We start from the raw sequence: 22,933 nt of genomic DNA, 5'->3' as shown, positions 1-22,933 counted from the left end.
GAAGTTATCTGCATGCTGTTGAGGCTGCCAGAGTCAGAAATAAATGCTTGATTTCTGTCCATGCATCGCCGTCTTCTACACCTTTAATTAGCCGGTCGATATGCGCGCATGTTTGTAAGGCCCTGAGTAAATGTTTAACTCCGATACGTTTGGCTGCCTGTGGCGCCAGAGTTTGTTTGTCACCCCATAGACGCAGGCTTTGGCGTAATTCACTGATGGATTTACCTTGTTTTAATGCTGCAAGCAAACGCAACAGGGTACGAATATCTTCGCTGATAACCCATAACAATAGTACCGGCTCATTGCCTTCTGCGGCTAAACCATCAAGCAGACGCAACATACGCTCTGAGTTCCCGCTCATCCATGCGGTAGACAATTGAAATACATCAAAACGTGCTACATTGGCCACTGCTGCCTGTGCTTCAGCCAGGGTAACCACATGGCCTGCAGGATGAATTAGCGCCAGCTTATCAATTTCTTGCCGCGCTGCTAAAAGGTTGCCTTCAACCTTGTCTGCGAATAATGCCAATGCATCATTGTCAATGGCCAGCTTTTGTTCTGCCAGACGTTTTTTTATCCATTGCGGTAAGACAGCCTGGCTGATTGCTTTTGCATCATATACCTGAGCAACTTTAGCCCAGCTTGCAAACCATTTGCTCTGCATTTGCTGGCGCTCCAGTTTGGGTAGTATCAGAAGCATACAGGTACTGTCCGGCAATTGTTCTGCCAACTGTTGTAGCATTGCTGCACCTTCTTTACCGGGTTTGCCAGAGGGTATATGCATTTCCAGTAATTTCTTATCAGCAAACAAGCCAACAGACTGCACCGAAGCCAACAGCGACGCCCAGTCGAAACCGGTTTCAATAACCACAACTTCACGCTCGTTATATTGCTGCTCGCGCGCAGCTGTGCGAACGCTGTCTATAGCCTCTAGCCGCAACAAATCTTCTTCACCATAAATCAGATAGGCTGCGGCTAGAGGCTGGGTAGATAAATCACTCATTCGTCAGTAATTACGGGCAGAAAAGCCAGACGGCGTACAATCTGTTCAGCTGCATCAGTGCGCATATCACGCCAGATCATGCGTTGTTCATCTTCTTTAGCCAAGACTTCATGATCAGAGTAATCCATATAGCGATTTACAGTTACTTGTATAGGGTTTCCCAGCGGCTGATCATGGCGATAGGCTTGTACACTAACGTTAAGTGTCAGCAAGTATTCGCTGGCTCCGCCAGACAAGTCTACTGCTGATGTAGACGAATCCTGAGTAGCTGAAATGACTTTAACCACCACATCCGGTTTTTCGGTATTCACGATAACATCTGGCTGTCGCCGCAATACTACCTCCAGTGCTCGTTGCATACTACCACCATCAATTTTCCAGCTATGATAAGGCATTGGTGCATCAAATGCGGAAGTGCCTTTCAGATGAAAGCCACAACTAGTTAATCCGAATAGGATAGCCAGTACCAGCCAGTTTTTCATGTTTAATCCTTATAATACCTAGGCCAGTTTGCTACGCAGTAAAGACTGAACCTGTTGTGGATTGGCTTTACCACGTGAAGCTTTCATGACCTGCCCCACCAAAGCATTAAATGCTTTTTCTTTGCCAGACTTGAATTCTTCTACAGATTTCTGGTTATTGGCGAGCACTTCATCAATGATTTTCTCAATTGCGCCAGTGTCCGTCATCTGTTTCAGGCCATCACGTTCAATAATAGCATCAGCAGTCAGATCACTGTCCCACATGGTTTCAAATACCTGTTTAGCCAGTTTGTTACTTAAGGTATTGTCTGCAATCCGGCTTGTCAAACCCGCCAGACGTTCTGCACTGATTGGACTGGCGGAGATATCTATACCGGCTTTATTCAGTGCGGCAGCAAGTTCGCCCAGCATCCAGTTAGCGACCAGCTTGCCGTGACCGCTTAATTTGGCTGCCTGTTCAAACCAGCTGGCCTGAATATGATTGCTGGTTAGCAACCGTGCATCATAGTCAGAAATACCGTACTGTTCGATAAATCGGGTGGCCATTTCTTTTGGCAGCTCCGGCATGGCTGCTTTAGCAGCATCCAGCATGGCATCCGTAATGATTACTGGTAATAAATCAGGGTCGGGAAAATAGCGGTAGTCATGCGCATCTTCTTTGCTGCGCATGGCTCGGGTTTCACCTTTATTGGGATCAAACAGACGTGTTTGCTGGATAACTTTGCCGCCATCTTCAATCAGTTCAATTTGCCGCTCCACTTCATAATTAATCGCCTGTTCCAGAAAACGGAAAGAATTCAGGTTTTTGATTTCACAGCGGGTACCGAATTCTGCCTGCCCTTTGGGACGTACTGAAACATTGGCATCAATACGGAAAGAACCTTCTGCCATATTCCCGTCACAAATATCCAGCCACGTTACCAGACTGTGCATTGCTCTGGCATATGCAACAGCGTCGGCTGCTGAACGCATTTCCGGTTCGGATACCACTTCGAGCAAAGGCGTACCGGCACGATTCAGATCAATACCTGTATATTGTTCAAATTCATCATGGATAGATTTACCGGCATCTTCTTCCATGTGTGCTCTGGTTACATTAATGATTTTTACTTCATTACCCACTACAATTTCCAGCTGGCCATGTTCTACGATAGGCAGCTCCAACTGGCTGATTTGATACCCCTTGGGCAAATCAGGATAAAAGTAGTTTTTACGATCAAAAACATTTTTTCGGTTAATCGTGGCACCTAATGCCAGCCCAAGCTTGATGGCCTTGTTAACTACTTCACGATTCATTACTGGTAAGGCGCCGGGTAAGGCACAGTCCACCACATTAGCCTGAGCATTAGGAGCGGCACCAAATGCAGTTGATGAGCCACTAAAAATTTTTGACTGTGTATTTAACTGAACGTGGATTTCCAGACCGATTACAGTTTCCCAATTCATTCTGTCTTCTTTCAATTCGTATACTGGCAGTTATTGTGCAAATGGTGTTCTGGTATGCCAATCACTATTTTGCTGAATCTGGTGCGCAACACCAAGCAGACGGCTTTCTGCGAAATAGTTACCGATGAGCTGAACACCTACAGGCAGTCCACTGGTGGTAAAACCTGCTGGTAACGCAATGCCCGGCAGACCGGCCAGATTAAGTGAAACCGTGTAAATATCAGACAGGTACATTTGTACCGGATCACTGTTATGGCTTCCCAATGCGGGTGCCGCAGTAGGTGCAACTGGTGCCAGAATAATATCGCACTGATTTAGTGCAGCTTGAAAGTCATTTGCAACCATACGGCGTAATTTTTGTGCTTTCAGGTAATAGGCATCATAGTAACCATGAGACAGAACGTAAGTACCGATCATGATACGGCGTTTCACCTCATCACCAAAACCTTCCGCACGGCTATTACTGTACATTTCATCCAGATTGCCAAATTCAGCTGCGCGATGACCATAACGCACGCCGTCATAACGTGACAGGTTGGTACTAGCTTCAGCAGATGTAAGTACATAATAGGCTGGAATGGATAACTCAGTATGCGGCAAGGTGATATCTACAATCTCTGCCCCCTGTTTTTTCAGTACTTCTATAACATTATCAATAGATGTATGTACTTGATTATCCAGTCCCTCACCAAAAAATTCACGTGGCAGGCCTACTTTCAGTCCTTGTAACGGACGGTTTAAATCCCGGGTGTAATCTTCTTTATTGCGCTCGATGCTGGTGGAATCGCGTTCATCAAAACCTGCCATGCTATTGAGTAACAGTGCACAGTCTTCTGCGGTTTGTGCCATCGGTCCGGCCTGATCAAAGCTGGAAGCATAAGCAATCATACCAAAACGGCTGACTAAACCATAAGTGGGTTTCAGGCCAGTAATACCGCAATGTGAAGCTGGCTGGCGGATAGAGCCACCAGTATCCGAACCGAGTGCCGCGGGAGCCAGACGTGCAGCAATAGCCGCGGCTGAACCACCAGAAGAACCGCCGGGCACATGTTCATGCTGCCATGGATTACGAGTGATGCCATAGTGGGAAGACTCGGTAGTCGAACCCATGGCGAATTCATCCATATTGGTGCGCCCGAGAGTAACCATGCCTGCATCAAGCAGATTCTGTACTACTGTAGCCGTATAAGGAGCGATAAAGTTGTCCAGCATTTTACTAGAACAGGCACTGCGCCAACCCTGCTGACAGAAGATATCCTTATAAGCTATGGGCACACCTGTTAACGCTGTAGCTGAACCCTGTGCCAAAAGTGTATCAGCAGCTTTGGCTTCAGCAAGAGTACGTTCTTTATCCAATGTTACATAGGCATTCAGGCTGGTATTGCCCTCTGCAATTGCAGCCAGATATTCCTGCGCCAATTCGCTGGCCGAAGCCTGTTTTGATTGCAGCAACTCACTGCACTGTTTCAATGTATAAGTTTTTGGCATAATGGTTATATAGCTTTCAGGCAACACTTGTTAGAGGCTGCCTGCGATAAATTCAAACGAAATAAAGATAAGGTTAATATCATGAAGTATGAGCTTATTCGATAACCTTGGGTACGAGATACATATCCTTGTCTACCAGAGGAGCGCATGACTGTAACGCACTGTGCTCATCTTTTTCAGTAACGCAATCGTCACGTAAACGTAATGCCACTTCATGTGGATGCGCCATTGGTTCAACCCCATCTGTGTTGACTTCCTGCATTTTTTCGACCAGATCGAATACATGATTAAGTTCTGCCAGCATATTATTTCGCTCTGTTTCTGAAAGACTCAAGCGAGAGAGGCGTGCGAGCTTATCTACATCACTTAATGTTAAAGCCATCAAAAATCCTTAAATTTGATTTAGCAAAACGGGCAAACTGCGGTATCATTGCGCGTTCTGATTCGGTTATTACATAGCGTCGAATTATAACCGAAAACCCTATTCTTTGGCGCATTGATTTGCTTTGGTTAATGTGTCACACAACAGCTTTTGCCATACTTATAATTTAAAAGTTCATTAGGACAGCCTCATGTTTCGCTTTTTTACCAAATATTTATCCAATGATCTGGCTATTGATCTCGGTACAGCCAATACTTTGATTTTTATTAAAAATAAAGGGATCGTACTGAATGAACCGTCAGTTGTTGCCGTGCAAAACGATACCATAAATGCTAAAAATGGTATGCTGGCGGTAGGTACAGCAGCAAAAAAAATGCTGGGACGCACTCCGGGTAGTATTCAGGCAATCCGGCCAATGAAAGATGGGGTGATTGCTGACTTTAATGTCACTGAAAAAATGCTCAAGCAATTTATCAAAAAAGTAAACAATAGCCGCTTTACTGCACCACGTATTGTTATCTGTGTGCCTTGTGGCTCAACTCAGGTTGAGCGCAAAGCCATTCGTGACTCTGCTCTGGCTGCTGGAGCGTCAATTGTTAACCTGATTGAAGAACCAATGGCCGCAGCTATTGGTGCAGGTTTGCCTATTGAAGAACCTACTGGTTCCATGGTGGTTGATATTGGTGGTGGTACAACTGAAGTGGGCGTGATTTCCCTGTCTGGCGTGGTTTATTCTCACTCAATCCGTGTAGGCGGAGATGCGTTTGATGATGCAATCATCAACTATGTACGACGCAATTATGGCATGCTGATTGGTGAATCAACTGCTGAGGAAATCAAGAAAAGCATCGGTTCTGCTTTCCCAGGTATGGAAGTTAAGGAAATTGAGGTTAAAGGCCGTAACCTGGCTGAGGGCATTCCCCGTGCCTTTACAATCAGTTCGAATGAAGTACTTGAGGCGCTGACTGAACCATTAAACCAGATTGTGCAAGCCGTTAAAAACGCTCTGGAACAGACGCCACCGGAGCTGGGTGCTGATATTGCCGACCGTGGTTTGGTACTGACTGGTGGTGGTGCATTACTGAAAGGTTTGGATCGATTGCTGTCAGAAGAAACCGGTCTGCCAGTGATGATTGCCGAAGATCCGCTAACTTGTGTTGCTCGTGGTTCTGGTCATGCGCTAGATATGATTGGTAAAATGAATTCTGTATTTGTATCCAATCCTTAAACACCGTAATGTTTGTTTAATATAATTAACAATGGCAGAGCCTTCACTTAATTTTGTCCACAATGGCCTGCGCAGTACCAGTAAACTGGTTGTTTTGTCACTGGTTGCGGTTGCATTGCTGTTGCTTGATAATCGTTATGATGTGGTTAAAATCAGCCGCAATTATATTGGTACGGCCTTATATCCCTTGCAATGGCTGGCCATGCAGCCGGTTAATGCTGTTTCCAATAGCATGGTTTTTTTTGAAAAACAGCAAAACCTGAGCAATGAAAACAGGATGTTAAAGGCGCAAAATGCGCAGCTCAAACTGCAAATCAGTCAGTTGGATGTACAGTTAAAATCTGTAGTTAGCCTGGATCATTTGTCCCAACTCCAGAAAGCAGCGCTACCACAGGCACAGGTGGCACAGATTGTATCCAATGATGCCAATCCACTGGCTGATCGTTTCATTATTGATAAGGGCAGCCACCATCAGATTCGTCAGGGTGATGCGGTAAGCGACGAACATGGGCTGATTGGTCAGATTACGTCTGTTCAGCCATTAAGTTCTGAAGTCACCTTGATAACCAGTAGTAATACAGTTATTCCGGCGATGGTGATGCGAACTGGTGTACGTACACTGATTTATGGCCGTTCGGGCAGTCTGGATCTGCGCTATTTTCCTGCCAATGCAAGCCTGTTGCGTGACGACTTACTGGTTACTTCCGGAATGGACAGTATTTATCCGGCTGGTATCCCTATTGCTACTGTGACACAGGTACAAAGTGGTAATGGTTCGCCTTATTATCGTGTACAGATTGAACCTGTTGCACAGTTACACAATAGCAATTTTGTACTGGTTATTCCACAAAAGCATGGGCAGACTGCTCATTATTCTGCTGATGTAGTAGTTACTAACCCACCCTCTGCCAATCATGACTGAAGTTGACAGCCTGCACCGTCGTACCCGAAAACGGCTTATTGTATTGAGCCTGGTGGTTGCACTATTTCTTGACCTGATTCCTTTTCCTCAACCTCTGGCTGGCTGGTTGCCAGCCTGCACAGCTATGATGACTTTGTACTGGAGCTTACACCGGCCAAAAAACATTGGTATCGGTATGGCTTTTGTACTTGGTCTGGTGATGGATGTTGGCCTTGGTACACCGTTTGGGCAACATGCATTGGGTTTAATGGCGGCAGTATATCTGGTTGAGCAAAACCGGCATCAGATACTTGGTTATTCCTATGGATATCAGGCTCTGACTATTTTTGGCTGCCTGATGCTGATGACATTGTTATTAGTGATTGTACATTTCTTTTCAACCCATCAGTTTACTGGCTGGAATCTGTTTGTTTCTCCATTCATCAGTGCTCTGCTCTGGCCTCTTTTATCCAAGTTCATGCTTTATCTCGCCTATTCCAGACGTCTATGAAAGCACTGCAATTTCGAACCAAAAAAAAACGCCCGTCCAAACCTGCTCAACATGGTGATCTGGGGCTGCGGATTGCGGTTGCTTTTATATTGATTATCGTCTGTTTCTGCATGCTGATTGCCCGCTTTGTCTATTTGCAAGTAATTAAATATGACGACTATGTTATTGCAGCCACTAACAATCGCATCTCGCTGATACCCACGCCACCGATAAGAGGTGAAATAGTTGATGTTAATGGTGTGGTACTGGCACATAATTATCCAGCCTATTCGCTGGAAATCACCCCAAATCAGGTGCATGGCAAACTTGAAGATACAATTAATGCATTGCGCGCGTATGTAGATATCACACCTGGTGACCTGAAACGTTTTAAAAAATTCCGTGCCGACTATCGTTCCTATGACAAAGTGCCATTAAAACTTAAGTTAACCATGGAAGAAGCCAGCCGGCTGGCTGCTGAACTGTATCGTTTTCCGGGTGTAGAAATTAATGCACGAACATTTCGGGATTATCCGTACGGCGAATTGCTGGCACATATAGTGGGATATATCGGCCGTATCAGTGACCGTGATATGACTGCTCTTGAGAAAGCCAATCTGATTGCGTTATACCGTGGTAGCACACATATCGGCAAAATGGGACTGGAAGAATACTATGAACGGCAGCTGCATGGCGTTCCAGGTTATCGTGAAGTTGAAAAAGATGCGCAAGGTCATATTGTCCGTACAATTAAAACAGTACCTGCAATTCCTGGGCAAACGCTTCGTTTAGGACTGGATATCCGTGTACAGCAGGAGGCAGACCGCCTGATGGGTAATAAACGAGGTGCTTTGGTAGCTATCAATCCGCAAACGGGTGCAATATTGGCAATGGTATCCAAACCGAGTTATAACCCGAATTTGTTTATTGATGGAATTGATACGGATACATGGAAAAGTCTGAATGAGGACTGGCGCCATCCCTTATTGAATCGTGCCACACAGGGAATGTATCCGCCCGGTTCTACTTTCAAACCATTTCTGGCTATGGCTGCGCTCGAAAGTGGCAAGCTTACCCAAAGTACAGTTCTGCCTGCGCCAGGAGTATGGAGTATACCAGGTTCAACCCATCAGTTTCGTGATGCTGCTCGTAGCGGACATGGTTCGGCCAATCTGAGCAAGGCTATTCAGGTTTCATCAGATACATTCTTTTATCGTCTGGGTTATGAAATGGGTGTAGACCGTATGTCACCTTATTTAGCCCAGTTTAATCTGGGTAAACAGACCGGTATCGATATAAATCATGAATACACGGGGGTATTACCTACGCGCGCATGGAAGGAAAAAAGATTTGCTCGCAATAAGCCACAGGCGCGGGTATGGCAACCGGCAGATAGTGTTAGCATGGCCATTGGACAGGGCTACAATGCTTACACTCCATTACAGATAGCTTTTGCCACAGCAATTCTGAGTAATGATGGTATAGTCTATCGTCCTCATCTGGTTCAGGCTTTGCTCGACCATAATTCACAAAAAATGACTTTAATCGACCCGCAACCGGTTCGAACATTACCATTTAAGCGCAGCAATTTTGAATACGTTAAGGATGCAATGCAAAAGGTATTGAAACCGGGTGGTACTGCCGCGGCAATCGGTTCGGGTTTGAGTTATTCCATGGGTGGTAAAACCGGTACAGCACAGGTGGTGCAGATTAAACAGGGTGCCCGTTATAATGCTGCAGCACTGAAAATGCAGCTACGTGACCATGCCTGGTTTATTGCTTTTGCGCCAGCTGATAAACCACAGATTGCCATTGCTGTTATTCTGGAAAACAATGGCTGGGGGGCAACAGCTGCGCCACTTGCCCGGCAATTGGCTGATTTTTATCTGTTAAAATTAAAAAATCTACCCAGTGCAGGCCAATCAACCAACGCTTCAGATTTACCAATGAATGATTTATCCAATAATGCCATGATGGATGCGCGGCGGCATGATGAACATAGTCAGGCTGCTTTGCCGCCATTACTGCGCGCTTATCATCCCCAGTCTGGCTTGCGAGATAAATGATGATTAATGAAAAACAATGGCTCAAACGCTTTTGGTACAAATTGTGGGCACCAATGGATGTATGGCTGTTTTATGCCATGCTGACCATTTATGTGATGAGTCTGTTTCTGCTGTATTCTGCCGACGGACAGGATTTTGGCCAGCTGGAAAATAAAACTCTACATACCATTCTCAGTTTTATTTTATTGTGGGTGATTGCTCGTACGCCACCACAGATATTAAGTAATTTTGCTTTACCGTCGTATTGTCTGGGTATATTGCTGCTGATTGGTGTACATTTTGTCGGAATTACTGTAAATGGTTCTACTCGCTGGTTGAATATTGGTATAGCTCGTATTCAGCCTTCGGAAATTATGAAAATTGCGGTTCCCATGTTATTGGCATGGTATTTTCAAAAAAACGAAAGTAATATACGCTGGTATCACTATAGTATTGCCTTTGTGCTGATTTTTATTCCTGTAGCACTGATTTTAAAACAGCCGGATTTAGGTACAGCTACGTTAATTATGGCATCTGGTTTGTTTGTGATATTTTTCGCCGGTTTACCGTGGAAAGTCATTATTTCAGCGATTATTGGTTTCGTGGCCATGCTGCCTGTAATCTGGAATTATGGAATGCATGATTATCAGCGCATGCGGGTTTTAACTTTGCTTGATCCCACAAAAGACCGCCTTGGTGCCGGATATCATATTCTGCAATCAATGACTGCAATTGGTTCTGGTGGTATCTGGGGTAAAGGCTGGCTGGAAGGCTCACAAACTCATCTTGATTATATTCCCGAATCAACGACAGACTTCATCTTTGCTGTGTTTGGTGAAGAGTTTGGGCTGATCGGAAATATCCTGCTAGTCACTGTATACACATTTATTCTTATGCGTGGGTTATATATTACCTTTAAGGCACCTACACTGTATTGCCGTACCTTGGCTGGTGCTTTGACCATGACCCTGTTTTGCTATGCATTTGTAAATATGGGCATGGTTAGTGGTATTTTACCTGTGGTTGGGGTGCCTTTACCGCTAGTGAGCTACGGTGGTACCGCTACTTTATCGGTAATGGTTATCCTGGCAATGCTGATGGGTATCAGTAATCAGCGCAAACAGTAATACCAGATTGCATCTTGATTGATACTTTTTTTGGCGGCAGTAGTAAAAAATCGAAACCTTATAAAAGGTTTCGATTTTTTTGCATAAATATAAAATCTGAATCTAAATATCTATCTAAGCTTTTTATTTGGGTCTGTGGGTTAGGACTTCATCAATCAGACCGTATTTTTTCGCTTCCTCAGCCGACATAAAATTATCGCGATCGGTGTCTTTTTCAATTTGAGCCAGTTTTTGGCCGGTATGGCGCGCCAAATGTTCGTTTAATTGTTTTTTCAGCTTGAGTAATTCACGCGCATGGATTTCGATATCCGAAGCCTGGCCACCCAATCCACCACTGATAAGTGGTTGATGAATCATGACCCGGCTATTTGGCAAAGCAAATCGTTTACCTTTAGCTCCAGCCGACAGGAGGAAAGCGCCCATACTTGCAGCCTGCCCCAGACATAAAGTTGCCACATCAGGCTTGATGAAATTCATGGTATCAAAAATGGACATACCGGCAGTTACCGACCCGCCCGGAGAGTTGATGTAAAGAGAAATATCCTTATCAGGATTTTCACTTTCCAGAAACAGTAACTGGGCTACAACCAGATTGGCAGTTTCATCGGTAACTGGGCCAACCATAAATATAATCCGTTCTTTGAGCAGGCGCGAATAGATGTCATACGCACGTTCTCCGCGGCCACTCTGTTCTACAACCATAGGTACCAGACCCAGATTTTCAATATGTGACATGTTTTTTCCTCAATTGAAATAAAAGCACCTAAGCAGCTTCACAACTACTTCGGTGCTTTGGTCGTTGTTTAATGCGTACTACATTCAGGCCTGAGCCTGTTGTCCCATAACTTCATCAAAAGTCAGTACTTTATCTGCCACTTTTGCTTTGCTTAAAACGTAGTCAACTACATTCTGCTCTATAGCCAGTGAAGTAGGTGCCTGTAAATTCTTTTTATCGCTATAATACCAGTCGATAACTTCTTGCGGGTCTTCATAGCTATCCGCAAATTCAATGATTACGTTACGTACCTGTTCTTCTGATGGTTCCAGTTTTTCTTCGCGCACCAGTTCGCCCATAATCAGGCTGATGGCCACACGACGGCTGGCCTGCTCATTGAACATATCCAGTGGCAATTCCAAATCTTTCTGATCCATACCCTGTGCCGCAAAATTTTCTTTCATTCGCGCGGCCATGGTTTTTGCTTCTTCAGTGATCAATGATGAAGGAACATCAACCGGAGTAGCAGCCAGTAAGGCATTAATGGCACTGTCTTTAGTCATTTCACTTACACGACGGTTTACTTCACGGCTGACATTTTTCTTAATTTCAGCACGCATTTTTTGTACATCACCGTCTTCAATACCCAGTGATTTGGCAAATTCTTCATTTACTTCTGGCAGCACTGCTTCAGAAACATTTTTCAGTGTGATGGTGAAAATAGCAGTTTTACCGGCCAGATCCTTACTCTGATAATCTTCTGGGAATGTTACGGAAACTTCTTTTACATCGCCCTCTTTCATACCAGCAATACCTGCTTCAAAGTCTGGCAACATCTGGCCTTTGCCCAGCAGGAAGGGGTAATTTTCGGCAGTGCCGCCTGCAAATGCTTCACCATCAATTTTACCAGCAAAATCAATGATAACCCGATCATCGTTACGTGCTTCACGTTCTACATGATTGAAACGGGTACGTTGCTGGCGCAGGATATCTACAGTTTTGTCAATTTCTGTGTCGCCAATTTCAGTACTGAATTTAGTTACTTCCTGAGCACTTAAATCACCGATTTTGATTTCAGGGAATTCTTCAAATACCACGGCAATTTTATATACTTTTTCATCATCCTGATCAGCATCTTCCAGTGCAGTAAGACTTTTCAGGCCGGCAACCTTCAGTTTTTCAGCTACGATAAGGTCTTCAAATGCTTTATGGGTCATTTCATTCAGCACTTCATCGCGAATGCCATAACCATACATGGAATCAATCATTTTCAGCGGTGCTTTACCCGGACGGAATCCATCAATACGAGCACGTTTCTGTGCTACTTTCATGCGTGCGTTAACTTTTGCTCGGATGTCTTCCCAGTTCAGAGCCAAAATGATTTTACGCTCTAAATTATCTAGTTTTTCTACTGTTACGCTCATCGTAAACCCTTAGATGTCAGTTAATCTGATTTGGTTCATTTGTCTTAAAAGTACTGCTTGGGCTGTACGCACACGGGCATTCACTCATGCAGACAAAAATTAAATGGCAAGTGTACCATAAGCCTTTATAAAAGCCTATGTAATGACAAAACACTTTCAGCAGTTTGTGGCTGATTAGCTGTGCTGAGCTGTTTTCATTATTCTTTCTACTTCATGCCAATAGCCATCAGCGTGTTGTTGCACCAATGCAATCATGCCCTGCCTGATTTGCTTAATCTGATTGAAATTAACAATTGCATTACTGCTTACGCGTACTGGCGACAGGAAAGATAAATGGTCAAGTACATAGAAGCGCTGGTGCTCCTGAAATTCAAATTCTGCCCAATTTTCAATGTAACGTCCCTGCCAGCATAAAGGATATAACGGTGCCTGAAAATGCTGGTTGGCTGAGGGTGTAAATAGCATGCCACGGATAATACTGGCGCGCTGCAACAGGCTGGGTTCAAGTATCAGGTCTTTTAAAGCACTTTCAGCAGCAGGCTGAATACTTAATGCTAATTGCTGTTTGATTTTGTGCATTTTATCCATTAGCCGGTCTGCTTTGTTCAGGCCAATAAAACTTTCTGCTTTGTCTGACTGGCTGCCATAATATTTACAGGTTAATTCCAGATGGAAAATCTGATCATTTAGCTGCACGATGAAGTCAAAGGCTCCTATTGTGCGCTGATTATCCTGAACGGGCAAATTATGAGCAATTAAGCGGCTATGCGGCGCATGTAAAAACCAGTAGTAAAGTAAGCGTTCTGCATATACCCCCAGATGAGTCTGATAGCCACTATGTTGTTTCAGAAACAGGTACAGATTATCCGGCTGTTCATCTAGTGACAGCAGAAATCGAAATCCCTCATCTCCTAATAATATTGAAACTGGTAGCTCAGCAGATGATATCCAGGGCGATGGCGCGGTTAGCAAGCTGGCCAAATCACGCACAATCGTTTTTTTCAGACGCCACCAGATTGGATCAGAAGCATAATTCATAAGTTTTTTCTCCTCTTGTATAGACAGATTGTGCAATTGGCTGCTAATTATGCTTTTTCTGTATTTGTTGATTTATGGTGTTATAAAAGCCACGTAAGACATCAATATCTTCCGTGCTTAGCTGGGCACGATCAAACATGGCCGCCATGCGCCGCATTAGCCGTTCTTCATTGCGACGGTTAAAGAACCCGGCAGTGCTCATTACCTCACGTAAATGTTCTACCATACTGCTTGTCTGCTGATGTGTAGCCAGATTTTGTTCCTGCTTTAAATGAGCCATGCTGATATCAACGTGACTGAACAACTCATAACAGATTACCTGTACAGCCTGTGCCAGATTGAGGGAAAAATAACCTGGATTACCATTGATGGTAATCAAACGATTGCAGCTTTGTACTTCTTCAATACTCAAACCAAAAGTTTCATTACCAAATACAAGTGCTATTTTCTGCTCAGCACGTGCGGCATCAATTAGTGATGGCATAATTTCGCGTGGCGTATGCAATGATGCAGTCAGTTCACGGCGCCGGCTGGTTAATGCACAGGACAATGTAGTTTCTGCCAGTGCTTCATTGAGGGAGGCAACAATTCGCGCATTCTCCAGTACATCACGTGCACCTGAAGCAAGAGTAAAACTTTCTTCAGGCAGAACGAAAGCAGCAGGATTTGCATGATCAAACACAGCGGGCTCTGGTGTCATCAGAGTCTGCATCAGATTGGGTGCAACCAGTGTCAATCTGTTTAACCCCATTGTTTTCATGGCTCGTGCTGCTGAGCCAATATTTGCCGGATGGCTGGTGCGGGTAAGCACAACAGTAATGTTATTAAGAAAATCGGGAAGTATGGGTTTATTCATGTTTGCAATTAAAATAGGGATGGAGCTCTCAGACAGCGGAACACTGATAAATCCTGTATATTATAGCAAAATCATCCTGTGCAAACGGTAGGTCTGGCGTGCCGGTTTGGGAAAAAGCATTTTTTGCCGTATAATTGCTTTCTATCTATTCTGTTTAATTGCCGCAATGTTTTTGAGATGCGGCATTTGTTCTTTAACATACATCATTTTGTATCTGTTTTAAGCTTTTATCAGCCCTATCACGAGAATTAGCATGAATCCTATTTTAACTACTGCCTGGAAAGCAGCACGCAAGGCCGGCCAAATGATGCATCGTGCCAGCAGCAATTTAAATAATATTAAAATTGATAATAAAGCTGCTAATGATTTTGTTTCAGATGTTGATCGTGAGGCAGAACGTATTATTGTTAACACTCTTCAGGAAGTGTACCCACACCATGCCATTTTAAGTGAGGAAGCTGGCTATCTGGGTAACGACAATGCTGAATATCAGTGGATTATTGATCCACTGGATGGAACTACCAATTATTTGCATGGTCATAAACAGTATGCCATTTCAATGGCATTGCTGCACAAAGGAACTTTAACTGAAGCGTTGGTTTATGCACCGGAGCAAAATGATTTGTATGTGGCCAGCCGCGGCCAAGGTGCATTACTGAATGATAAACGCATTCGGGTGAGCAACCGCATTGATTTGTTGCGCAGCCTGATTGCAACGGGTTTTCCAGTTGTTGACCAGAGCATGATGGATACTTATCTGGCCATTTTAAAAGATATATTGGCGAAAACAGCCGGTGGCCGCCGTGAAGGGTCTGCGGCACTGGATTTATGTAATGTAGCCTGTGGCCGTGTAGATGGATATTTTGAGTTTAATCTGAAACCGTGGGATATTGCAGGTGGTGCTTTGATTGTGCAGGAAGCTGGCGGTATTGTTACCGACATGCAGGGCGAGCAGACTTGGCTGGATAGTGGTGACATTGTGGCTGCTAATCCGAAAATTCTGGCACAGTTATTGCAAATTATTGCACCTCATTTAGCAATATAATATATTTTGTGGTGGTTTATGCGGTTAAACCGCTACCACCAGATTTTATATCTGTCTTTGATAGGGGTAATAGTCATGAAAAAAGTTCTGTTTACCACTTTGTTAGCTTCATATGCAGGTCTGGTATTAGCACAAGGTATTGTAGCCAATAATGCATGGGCACGATTCAGCGTACCCGGTATGTCTTCCAGCGGTGTATTTATGGATTTGGACAATCATTCTGGTAAAGATGATGTATTGCTGAGTGCATCCACACCGGTAGCAATGTCCAGTGAAGTACATGAAACTATTGAGGTAAACGGTGTGATGAAGATGCGCCCGCTAGCACATGGACTGCCCTTGCCTGCTGGACAGGTAACCCAGCTACAGCCGGGTAAAATGCATATTATGTTGATGGGTTTGAAAAAACCACTGACAAAAGGGACTACCATTCCTGTGCGCCTGACCTTTCGCCATGCCAAACCGATTACCCTTAATGTGCCAGTTAGTGTCGCACCGGCCACTAAGACAGATGCGGCCATGCCAGAACATTCGCATATGCATCATTAAGTTAGCCTGCCAGCTGGATAATTGAATTGGCTAACTTAAATTCCAAACCTGAATTTACTCAGGTAATTCTATGTAACTATTTGTATAATCAGTGCTGTGTTTTCAGTGTCGATTATATTTGCTGTCAGTAATAGATATTTCTCAAATATATAGTCTCATAGCAGGCAGATTACTGCTTTTTGAAAATAATTTAATTTTAACTATTTATGATTTCCTTATTGCATTCAGGCAAATTCTGGCTGAAATTGATGGTATTTAGCTGTCTGGGCATCTTTTTGCTCTTGGCCATCGATATGGCTGTGCTACATTATTTGTTTAATGCAGAAGAAATTAATAAGCGCGCTAATGCACTCGTGGCTGAGAGCGGCCGTCAGGTTGTTTTTGACCCGGATATCAGCCGTTCAATATTTCCACGCCCAACTGTAACCTTGCATCAGGTACACATTCAAAATAAAGCCACCAAAACAGATGATATCAATATTGATAATATGAAAATCGGTCTGGGCTGGCAGAGTCTGTTTGGCCGTCTGACTATTGAAAAGTTGCAGCTAATGGATACAGATATTAATCTGATTCGAAATAGTCAAGGGCACTGGAATCTGGTTGATTTATGGCAAAAGTCACATAAAGGTAAGAAGCTTCAGATTAATCGTCTGATTCTGGATAATGCCAGTTTTCGCATTCATGATGGGATTAATCTGCAACAGATTAATCAGTTCAATTTAAGGTGGCAAAATCTTGGCAGCACCAGCATGCTTCAGCTAAACGGGGTGTTAAGTGGTGAAGGTATGCAAACCACGCAATGCCAGCTTAGCGCTGTATTCCATCCTGATGCAGTCATGCAATGGCAGGATGTTAAACTCGACGTAAAAACCAGCTTGCCCACTTTGGGTGACAGTAATGGCCAGTGGCATTTTGATGCTCGCTGGCTGCCACAACAGCAGTTATTCCAGACATCGGCCGTGCAATGGCAGTGGCACAGCCAACGTAATAAGTTACATGTTACTGGTAACGGCCAAAACTGGCAGGTAGGCTGGGCTAAACTGTTTTTACCGCAGTTAAATGGTGTAGCCACTGCACAGATTGGCGACAATGAGATTAATGCAACATTATCTGCCAGCAATACCAGCTGGTTGCAGAATCATTGGTCTCTACCCCAGTTTCAAATCGATAGTGGCTGGCAAAGTCATTTATATCAGACCGCGCTGACCCTCAGGGGGCAGTTATCCTGGCTGGATATGCGTCACTGGAAAATTGATAATTTTTCGATTAACAGCCATCAGGATACAGTAGATGCACTGCCCAATTCACGTTTTATCAGTGATTTATCAGGTACCGTACAGGGTGATGATGCCGGTAATGGCCAACTCAATCTGCAAGGTCAGTTTGATAATCAGCCTATAAACATTGCACTGGATTATCAGACAGACCGGCATTTGGGGAAAATAAGCGGCAATATTCATCTTGTGCAGTTGAATTTACGCCCTTACTTAGAAACGACTACAGATCTGCTATCAGCCGACTGGCAACAACTCTGGCTTCGCTGGTTCAGAAACAATTCAGTTAATACACAACTGGCTATCGACTCCATCCTCACACCTACGGTGCAACTGAATCAGTTTAAAACCCAACTAGCCTTAGATGCACGTACTTTCACGCTGAACCCAATCAGTCTGCAAATATATGGTGGTAGCAGTAATGGTATGTTGCAGGTAAGTAATACCAATCCATTAACTTGGAAAGTGCAGCAACACGCAAATCGTGTGCAAATGAAGTCTTTCCTACAGGATACATTTGGTTTGCATAATCTGGATGGCAAGGGCGATGCAGATATTGATTTCTATGGTGTTGGCATTAGCCGCCAGCAATGGTTGTCCAGCCTAAGCGGGCAGGCACACATCCAGATTAATCAGGGTGTCTGGAATGGTATTGATATCAATAATATTCTGCAAAACAGCGATAACCAGACTACAGTGGCCTATAACGAAACCAGTCAGACGCCGTTTCGCTTTATCCGGCTGGCTATTCCATTAAATAATGGATATACCAAAAACAGTCGTATCGAATTGCATGCCGATAATTTTGATATTAAAGGTACAGGCAGTGTTAAGTGGCTGCAACAGCAGATGGATTACAACGTACTGATTGCTACCCGACGGGCGAAACAGCAAAATCTGTTGCCATTACGTATCAATGGCTCATTTACCCGACCAGCCTTCACCATTGACTATCAGCGCTTGACTGCTGGCTTGCATACATCGCAGCAAAAGCAGGACAGTTTACGGCAAACATTACAGCAGCAATGGTTATGGCTGAATCAGGGAAGCACTGCATCATCTGAAAACCATGAACCAGCGCACCAGCCATGAGCATTTACGTTTTTCATGGATGGCCACAGCCAGATGAGTTAGCCCAGCAGCTAGGCAATGATGAGCAAGTAGAGCTAGTGATTGTTGCCGAAAAGTGGCCAGAATCTTTGCTTGCAGAATCATCAGCCGGCCAGACTATTGTGCAGCAATGGCTTGAAGCAAAAGTATTCTGGCAGCAGCAACCCGTTTTCAGCTATCCCTTTCATGATGCTGGTAAATTTACGCTTATTCAGCCACAGGTATACGAGCAATGGGTGCAGTTTAATCCCGGTATGGCCTGCCCTACACCGCTATATTCCAAATTCATTTACAAGCCCTGGCTTACCTTGCCGGCACCACTACCGATTAAATCTGTAGTGGTTATTGGTGCGGGTATCGCCGGAGCAGCCACCGCTTTTGCGCTGGCAAAACGTGGTATAGCGGTAACAGTAATTGAGCAGCATGCAATTGCCAGTGCAGCATCAGGCAATCATCTTGGCCTGTTGTATGCAAAAATTTCAGCGCATGCAACTGTACAAACAGAATTGTTACTGGCTGGTTATGGCTACAGCCATGCGCTCCTCAGGAATTGCCTGCCTGCCAGACAAGGCTGGCTGGATTGTGGTGTTATTCATCTGGATTACAACGCCACCGAAGAGAAGCGTAACACTTTGCTGGCACAGCAAAATCCTCAGAGCGCACTCTTTCAGACTGTTACAAAAGCAGAGGCAGGCCAGATTGCTGGTATAGATGTGCCATATAGTGGCCTATGGTGGCCGTATGGTGCTGCGATTAACCCATTTAGCTTGATTCAGGTTTTACTCAGACATCCGCTGATACAGGTGTTAACGGCTACTAAAGTAAATACGATTTCCCGCCAGAATGACTTATGGCAGATCACCTGTCAGCACCAGCAAAAATCGTTTTATCTTGATGCATCTCATATTGTGATTTGTGCCGGTGCCGAGAGTAATTCCCTGTATCCAGTTGCTGGCTGGCCACTGCATAAGATACGCGGGCAGACAACCACTGCCAGCATGCGTTCAGAAGCAACCCATCTAAAGTGTGCACTGAGTGGCAATAGCTATATCACACCAGCATGGCAAGATAAACTTTGCTTTGGCGCTACATTCCATCCTAACCAGACTGATGATAATTTGTCTGCCGAGGATGAAAATCTTAACTGGCAACAATTACGCCAATGGCTGCCACATCTGGCCGCAGATTTATGTCCAAATACCAGCCCCCAGGGACATGCAGCAATACGCTGTGATGCTTTCGACCATTTACCGGTGGTAGGGCCTGTTGGTGATACTTTTGCCATGCTGACACAGTATGCCCAATTACGTCTGGACAAAAACTACCCGCTTACTCAACCCTGTCCATGGCAGCCGGGTATATTTATCAATACAGCTCATGGCAGCCGCGGGCTGGTAACTGCTCCCCTATGTGCAGAAGCCATAGCCGCCACTATGCTTGGCCTGCCATCGCCATTGTCGGTTCGGCTGCAACAGGCGCTCCACCCTAACCGCCTGCCCATTAGATCACTGACGCACCATCAGTCTTTCCAGTTATCGATTTAAGCATAATAACATTTTGCACAGCTCTAATGTTATAGGGTATCATTACTGTAATGTTATATAGTAACATTTATTATCAGGCTGAATCGGTAAAGGCATAATATGTTTTCTCTTTTGCTGTGTGGAGTGGGTAAACGCTTATCCTGGGTGAGCGTGATTCTGGGATTGCTGTGGTTGATGTATGCTTGGGCAGTGTGCGCATCATGAGTATTCAGGTTGACAATGTTACCGTTAGCTATCGACACCGGCCAGCTATCCACCATATCAGTATCGATTTTAATTCTAATGAAATGTGGGCAATATTCGGCCCTAATGGTGCGGGTAAATCGACACTGCTGAAAGCCATCATGCATCTTGTTCGCCTTGATAGCGGCCAGATTCGCTGGCCACAATTGCAACGATCTGATATTGCCTATCTGCCGCAACAATCCGACATTGATCGCAGCCAGCCAATGAGTGTATTTGAGCTCGTAGCGATGGGTTTGTGGTATGAGACCGGTTTTTTTTCCGCTGTCTCCGCAAGCATGCATCAACGTATTCTTGATGTTTTAAATCAGGTAGGCATGCTGCAATATAAGGAACGCAGCATTGCCCAGTTATCCAATGGCCAGTTTCAGCGTGTATTACTGGCGCGCATGCTGATTCAGAATGCCAAAGTATTGTTATTGGATGAGCCATTTAATGCCGTAGACGCCGCTACTACTTTTGCTTTGCTGGATATTCTCAAGGCACACCAGCAACAACACCAGTGTACCGTAATTACCGTTTTGCATGATTACGAACAGGTACAAGCCTATTTTCCTAATACCCTGCTGATTGCACGTGAAAAAATTGCCGCAGGGAAAACTGACAGCGTATTAACGGATCAATATCTGCAACAGGCAAAAGAAGCCATGCAGCAATATGAACAAAACCAGTGGTGTGACAGGTAAATCAATGAATATTGCCCATTTTCTTCTAGAGCCTTTTGCTGATTACGATTTCATGCGTTTTGCCCTGTGTTCGATTGTATTTCTGGCACTGGGAACCGCACCCGTAGGTGTTTTTCTGATGATGCGTCGCATGAGTCTGGTGGGTGATGCACTGGGACATGCCATTTTACCGGGCGCCGCGGTAGGCTATATGCTCGCAGGTTTGAGCCTGCCTGCAATGAGCATAGGCGGCTTTATAGCCGGCCTGCTGATGGCTTTGCTGGCGGGGCTGGCCAGCCGCTTTGCCAATGTGCGCGAGGATGCCAGTTTTGCCGCTTTTTTTCTCACCTGTCTGGCACTTGGGGTGGTCTTGGTGAGTAGAGGTGGTAATAGCGTAGATTTACTTAATTTATTGTTTGGATCCATACTTTCAGTAGACCGTGCGGCACTAACATTAGTCGCAGTTGTCAGCAGTATAACCATGCTGGTACTGGCCGTTATCTATAGACCACTGATGCTTGAAAGTATCGACCCTTTGTTTTTACGCTCTGTAAATGGTAAGGGTACACTGTGGCATATTATATTCCTGGTACTTGTCGTATTGAATCTGGTATCTGGTTTTCAGGCTTTAGGCACACTGATGTCCGTAGGTTTAATGATGTTACCCGCTATCAGTGCGCGTTTATGGCATAAAACCATGGGCGGCATCATGACCATAGCTGCTGCTATTGCAGTGGTGTGCGGCTATGTAGGCCTGTTATTGTCTTACTATATTGATTTACCTTCTGGCCCCGCCATTATTCTGTGCTGTGGCTTTGTCTATATTTTGTCGTTATTTATTGGCAGTGAGAGCGGTATATTATGGCGTTTATACAGACGCCAGCGCCATCATGTTGCCTGAAAAACAGATTACTGATTCATAAACCCATTTTAGGAGATGTGCTAATGAAACGTGGCTTTTTTATCTGCCTGTTAACCTTATGTCTGACGGGCTTTGCCCGCATGATTTATGCCGCACCTATACCTGTTATTACCAGCTTCAGTATTCTGGGTGATGTTACTCAGCAAATTGGTGGCGAACGTGTTCAGGTACACAGCCTGATTGGTACCGATCAGGATGCACACATGTATCAGTTGGTAAGCAGGGATTTGCGTCAAATGCGTACGGCCAAACTGATTTTGCTGAATGGTTTGGGACTGGAACCTTTGTCTTTACAACGTGCTGCCCAGCAAAGCCGTGTTCCCCTGTTTGTCGTTACTCAGGGTATTCAGCCACTGATGATGGCTGATGATGGACACGATCATCACCAGCACACCGACCCGCATGTCTGGAATGACCCCGTTTTAATGCAAACGTATGCGCGTAATATCGCCAATGCCCTGATTAGTGTAGACCCGCAAGGTAAAGCCTACTATCAGCAGCGGCTGACCGCCTACCAGCAACAACTTGCAGGATTAAACACCTGGGCCAGCAAAATGTTTAATGCCGTACCGCCAGAAAAACGTAAAATACTGACCGGACACGATGCTTTTGCCTATATGGCCAAGCGCTACCAGATTCAATTCATCGCTCCGCAAGGTGTAAGCACAGAAGCAGAACCGTCTGCGCGACAGGTAGCAGCAATCATCAATCAGATTCGCCGTGACCATATTAAAGCCATTTTTATTGAAAATATTAAAAATCCAAAAATGGTACAGCGGATTGCCAGTGAAACCCAAACCAGAATTAGCGGCCACCTGTATTCTGATGCACTGAGTAAAGGCGCACCCGCCGCAACTTATATTGATATGTTCCGTTATAATGTCAATGCTTTAAGTGCTGCCATGAAATAAGCGGGCAAACAAACGCATAGCCCAATCAACTTATGTGCCTGG

General features: G+C 44.7%; 21 protein-coding genes. 12 read left to right on the top strand and 9 right to left on the bottom strand.

Translation table 11 applies throughout. From position 1 onward, the window contains the following. Positions 1 to 4: 4 nt before the first annotated feature. The 5 genes from holA to gatC all read right to left on the bottom strand — a co-directional run bounded on the left by holA (position 5) and on the right by gatC (position 4,801). Positions 5 to 1,003: a DNA polymerase III subunit delta gene (holA, locus tag BGI33_RS01075; protein WP_100089538.1), complete on the bottom strand. Its 999-nt coding sequence runs from the start codon at positions 1,001 to 1,003 to the stop codon at positions 5 to 7. Beyond that, positions 1,000 to 1,485, bottom strand: coding sequence for an LPS-assembly lipoprotein LptE (locus BGI33_RS01070; RefSeq protein WP_100089537.1), 486 nt, complete (start codon positions 1,483 to 1,485; stop codon positions 1,000 to 1,002). Before BGI33_RS01070 ends, holA begins: the two co-directional genes overlap by 4 nt. An 18-nt stretch (positions 1,486 to 1,503) precedes the next feature. Further along, entirely contained in the window at positions 1,504 to 2,946 is a 1,443-nt protein-coding gene (gene gatB / locus BGI33_RS01065) for an Asp-tRNA(Asn)/Glu-tRNA(Gln) amidotransferase subunit GatB (protein WP_257380397.1), read from the bottom strand. Between the two features lie 15 nt (positions 2,947 to 2,961). Next, the gene (gene gatA / locus BGI33_RS01060; RefSeq protein WP_100089593.1) at positions 2,962 to 4,419 is read right to left on the bottom strand and encodes an Asp-tRNA(Asn)/Glu-tRNA(Gln) amidotransferase subunit GatA; all 1,458 of its coding nucleotides are present in this window, start codon (positions 4,417 to 4,419) and stop codon (positions 2,962 to 2,964) included. Between the two features lie 94 nt (positions 4,420 to 4,513). After that, a complete protein-coding gene (gene gatC / locus BGI33_RS01055) occupies positions 4,514 to 4,801 on the bottom strand; it encodes an Asp-tRNA(Asn)/Glu-tRNA(Gln) amidotransferase subunit GatC (RefSeq protein ID WP_100089535.1) in 288 nt (95 codons plus the stop codon). Positions 4,802 to 4,991: 190 nt separating this feature from the next. Here gatC and BGI33_RS01050 point away from each other — a divergent pair, with 190 nt between their 5' ends. The 5 genes from BGI33_RS01050 to rodA are packed head-to-tail and all read left to right on the top strand — an operon-like array spanning position 4,992 to position 10,592. After that, a complete protein-coding gene (locus tag BGI33_RS01050; protein ID WP_100089534.1) occupies positions 4,992 to 6,029 on the top strand; it encodes a rod shape-determining protein in 1,038 nt (345 codons plus the stop codon). A gap of 31 nt (positions 6,030 to 6,060) precedes the next feature. Beyond that, positions 6,061 to 6,951, top strand: coding sequence for a rod shape-determining protein MreC (mreC, locus tag BGI33_RS01045; protein WP_100089533.1), 891 nt, complete (start codon positions 6,061 to 6,063; stop codon positions 6,949 to 6,951). Then, positions 6,944 to 7,441 (top strand): rod shape-determining protein MreD, encoded by a 498-nt coding sequence (gene mreD / locus BGI33_RS01040; protein WP_100089532.1) that lies wholly within the window; start codon positions 6,944 to 6,946, stop codon positions 7,439 to 7,441. Before mreC ends, mreD begins: the two co-directional genes overlap by 8 nt. Continuing rightward, positions 7,438 to 9,486 carry a penicillin-binding protein 2 gene (gene mrdA / locus BGI33_RS01035; protein ID WP_100089531.1) on the top strand — a complete coding sequence of 683 codons (2,049 nt, stop codon included), beginning with the start codon at positions 7,438 to 7,440 and terminating at the stop codon, positions 9,484 to 9,486. The genes mreD and mrdA overlap by 4 nt, the downstream gene beginning before the upstream one ends. Beyond that, positions 9,486 to 10,592 (top strand): rod shape-determining protein RodA, encoded by a 1,107-nt coding sequence (gene rodA, locus BGI33_RS01030; RefSeq protein WP_100089592.1) that lies wholly within the window; start codon positions 9,486 to 9,488, stop codon positions 10,590 to 10,592. The genes mrdA and rodA overlap by 1 nt, the downstream gene beginning before the upstream one ends. 123 nt (positions 10,593 to 10,715) lie before the next feature. On the opposite strand, the gene clpP is transcribed toward rodA, so the two are convergent. From clpP to BGI33_RS01010, 4 genes are all read right to left on the bottom strand, one after another. After that, the gene (gene clpP / locus BGI33_RS01025) at positions 10,716 to 11,327 is read right to left on the bottom strand and encodes an ATP-dependent Clp endopeptidase proteolytic subunit ClpP (RefSeq protein WP_100089530.1); all 612 of its coding nucleotides are present in this window, start codon (positions 11,325 to 11,327) and stop codon (positions 10,716 to 10,718) included. An 84-nt stretch (positions 11,328 to 11,411) separates the two neighbouring features. Next, positions 11,412 to 12,731 (bottom strand): trigger factor, encoded by a 1,320-nt coding sequence (gene tig / locus BGI33_RS01020; RefSeq protein ID WP_100089529.1) that lies wholly within the window; start codon positions 12,729 to 12,731, stop codon positions 11,412 to 11,414. Between the two features lie 174 nt (positions 12,732 to 12,905). Beyond that, complete coding sequence (locus BGI33_RS01015; RefSeq protein WP_100089528.1) at positions 12,906 to 13,769, bottom strand: DUF1853 family protein; 864 nt, start codon at positions 13,767 to 13,769, stop codon at positions 12,906 to 12,908. A 43-nt stretch (positions 13,770 to 13,812) separates the two neighbouring features. After that, complete coding sequence (locus BGI33_RS01010; RefSeq protein WP_100089527.1) at positions 13,813 to 14,625, bottom strand: RNA methyltransferase; 813 nt, start codon at positions 14,623 to 14,625, stop codon at positions 13,813 to 13,815. Positions 14,626 to 14,878: 253 nt separating this feature from the next. Here BGI33_RS01010 and BGI33_RS01005 point away from each other — a divergent pair, with 253 nt between their 5' ends. The 7 genes from BGI33_RS01005 (at position 14,879) to BGI33_RS00975 (ending at position 22,891) form a co-directional block, all read left to right on the top strand. After that, on the top strand, positions 14,879 to 15,670 hold the full coding sequence (locus BGI33_RS01005; RefSeq protein WP_100089526.1) for an inositol monophosphatase family protein: 792 nt from the start codon (positions 14,879 to 14,881) through the stop codon (positions 15,668 to 15,670). A gap of 75 nt (positions 15,671 to 15,745) precedes the next feature. Next, positions 15,746 to 16,219 (top strand): copper chaperone PCu(A)C, encoded by a 474-nt coding sequence (locus BGI33_RS01000; protein WP_180297534.1) that lies wholly within the window; start codon positions 15,746 to 15,748, stop codon positions 16,217 to 16,219. Positions 16,220 to 16,467: 248 nt separating this feature from the next. Continuing rightward, positions 16,468 to 18,588, top strand: coding sequence for an AsmA family protein (locus BGI33_RS00995; protein WP_180298945.1), 2,121 nt, complete (start codon positions 16,468 to 16,470; stop codon positions 18,586 to 18,588). Further along, positions 18,585 to 20,150: an FAD-dependent 5-carboxymethylaminomethyl-2-thiouridine(34) oxidoreductase MnmC gene (mnmC, locus tag BGI33_RS00990; RefSeq protein ID WP_100089523.1), complete on the top strand. Its 1,566-nt coding sequence runs from the start codon at positions 18,585 to 18,587 to the stop codon at positions 20,148 to 20,150. Before BGI33_RS00995 ends, mnmC begins: the two co-directional genes overlap by 4 nt. A gap of 200 nt (positions 20,151 to 20,350) precedes the next feature. Further along, positions 20,351 to 21,079, top strand: a complete 729-nt coding sequence (locus BGI33_RS00985; RefSeq protein ID WP_100089591.1) for a metal ABC transporter ATP-binding protein — start codon at positions 20,351 to 20,353, stop codon at positions 21,077 to 21,079. 4 nt (positions 21,080 to 21,083) lie between these two features. After that, positions 21,084 to 21,959, top strand: coding sequence for a metal ABC transporter permease (locus BGI33_RS00980; RefSeq protein ID WP_100089590.1), 876 nt, complete (start codon positions 21,084 to 21,086; stop codon positions 21,957 to 21,959). Between the two features lie 44 nt (positions 21,960 to 22,003). After that, the gene (locus BGI33_RS00975) at positions 22,004 to 22,891 is read left to right on the top strand and encodes a metal ABC transporter substrate-binding protein (protein ID WP_100089522.1); all 888 of its coding nucleotides are present in this window, start codon (positions 22,004 to 22,006) and stop codon (positions 22,889 to 22,891) included. Positions 22,892 to 22,933: the final 42 nt, after the last annotated feature.

This window comes from Snodgrassella alvi, from assembly GCF_002777425.1.
Taxonomy (GTDB): domain Bacteria; phylum Pseudomonadota; class Gammaproteobacteria; order Burkholderiales; family Neisseriaceae; genus Snodgrassella; species Snodgrassella alvi_B.
This window is presented reverse-complemented; position numbering and strand designations above follow the sequence as displayed.

What these genes read in the sequence shown, in the direction of transcription:
- mreD (WP_100089532.1), top strand. Translation starts at nt 6,944, where the DNA reads ATGACTGAAGTTGACAGCCTGCACCGTCGTACCCGAAAACGGCTTATT.
- rodA (WP_100089592.1), top strand. Translation starts at nt 9,486, where the DNA reads ATGATTAATGAAAAACAATGGCTCAAACGCTTTTGGTACAAATTGTGG.
- BGI33_RS01000 (WP_180297534.1), top strand. Translation starts at nt 15,746, where the DNA reads ATGAAAAAAGTTCTGTTTACCACTTTGTTAGCTTCATATGCAGGTCTG.
- holA (WP_100089538.1), bottom strand. Translation starts at nt 1,003, where the DNA reads ATGAGTGATTTATCTACCCAGCCTCTAGCCGCAGCCTATCTGATTTAT.
- BGI33_RS01010 (WP_100089527.1), bottom strand. Translation starts at nt 14,625, where the DNA reads ATGAATAAACCCATACTTCCCGATTTTCTTAATAACATTACTGTTGTG.
- gatC (WP_100089535.1), bottom strand. Translation starts at nt 4,801, where the DNA reads ATGGCTTTAACATTAAGTGATGTAGATAAGCTCGCACGCCTCTCTCGC.
- BGI33_RS00995 (WP_180298945.1), top strand. Translation starts at nt 16,468, where the DNA reads ATGGTATTTAGCTGTCTGGGCATCTTTTTGCTCTTGGCCATCGATATG.
- gatA (WP_100089593.1), bottom strand. Translation starts at nt 4,419, where the DNA reads ATGCCAAAAACTTATACATTGAAACAGTGCAGTGAGTTGCTGCAATCA.
- mrdA (WP_100089531.1), top strand. Translation starts at nt 7,438, where the DNA reads ATGAAAGCACTGCAATTTCGAACCAAAAAAAAACGCCCGTCCAAACCT.
- mreC (WP_100089533.1), top strand. Translation starts at nt 6,061, where the DNA reads ATGGCAGAGCCTTCACTTAATTTTGTCCACAATGGCCTGCGCAGTACC.
- mnmC (WP_100089523.1), top strand. Translation starts at nt 18,585, where the DNA reads ATGAGCATTTACGTTTTTCATGGATGGCCACAGCCAGATGAGTTAGCC.
- BGI33_RS01050 (WP_100089534.1), top strand. Translation starts at nt 4,992, where the DNA reads ATGTTTCGCTTTTTTACCAAATATTTATCCAATGATCTGGCTATTGAT.
- tig (WP_100089529.1), bottom strand. Translation starts at nt 12,731, where the DNA reads ATGAGCGTAACAGTAGAAAAACTAGATAATTTAGAGCGTAAAATCATT.
- BGI33_RS01070 (WP_100089537.1), bottom strand. Translation starts at nt 1,485, where the DNA reads ATGAAAAACTGGCTGGTACTGGCTATCCTATTCGGATTAACTAGTTGT.
- BGI33_RS00975 (WP_100089522.1), top strand. Translation starts at nt 22,004, where the DNA reads ATGAAACGTGGCTTTTTTATCTGCCTGTTAACCTTATGTCTGACGGGC.
- BGI33_RS01015 (WP_100089528.1), bottom strand. Translation starts at nt 13,769, where the DNA reads ATGAATTATGCTTCTGATCCAATCTGGTGGCGTCTGAAAAAAACGATT.
- BGI33_RS00980 (WP_100089590.1), top strand. Translation starts at nt 21,084, where the DNA reads ATGAATATTGCCCATTTTCTTCTAGAGCCTTTTGCTGATTACGATTTC.
- BGI33_RS00985 (WP_100089591.1), top strand. Translation starts at nt 20,351, where the DNA reads ATGAGTATTCAGGTTGACAATGTTACCGTTAGCTATCGACACCGGCCA.
- BGI33_RS01005 (WP_100089526.1), top strand. Translation starts at nt 14,879, where the DNA reads ATGAATCCTATTTTAACTACTGCCTGGAAAGCAGCACGCAAGGCCGGC.
- clpP (WP_100089530.1), bottom strand. Translation starts at nt 11,327, where the DNA reads ATGTCACATATTGAAAATCTGGGTCTGGTACCTATGGTTGTAGAACAG.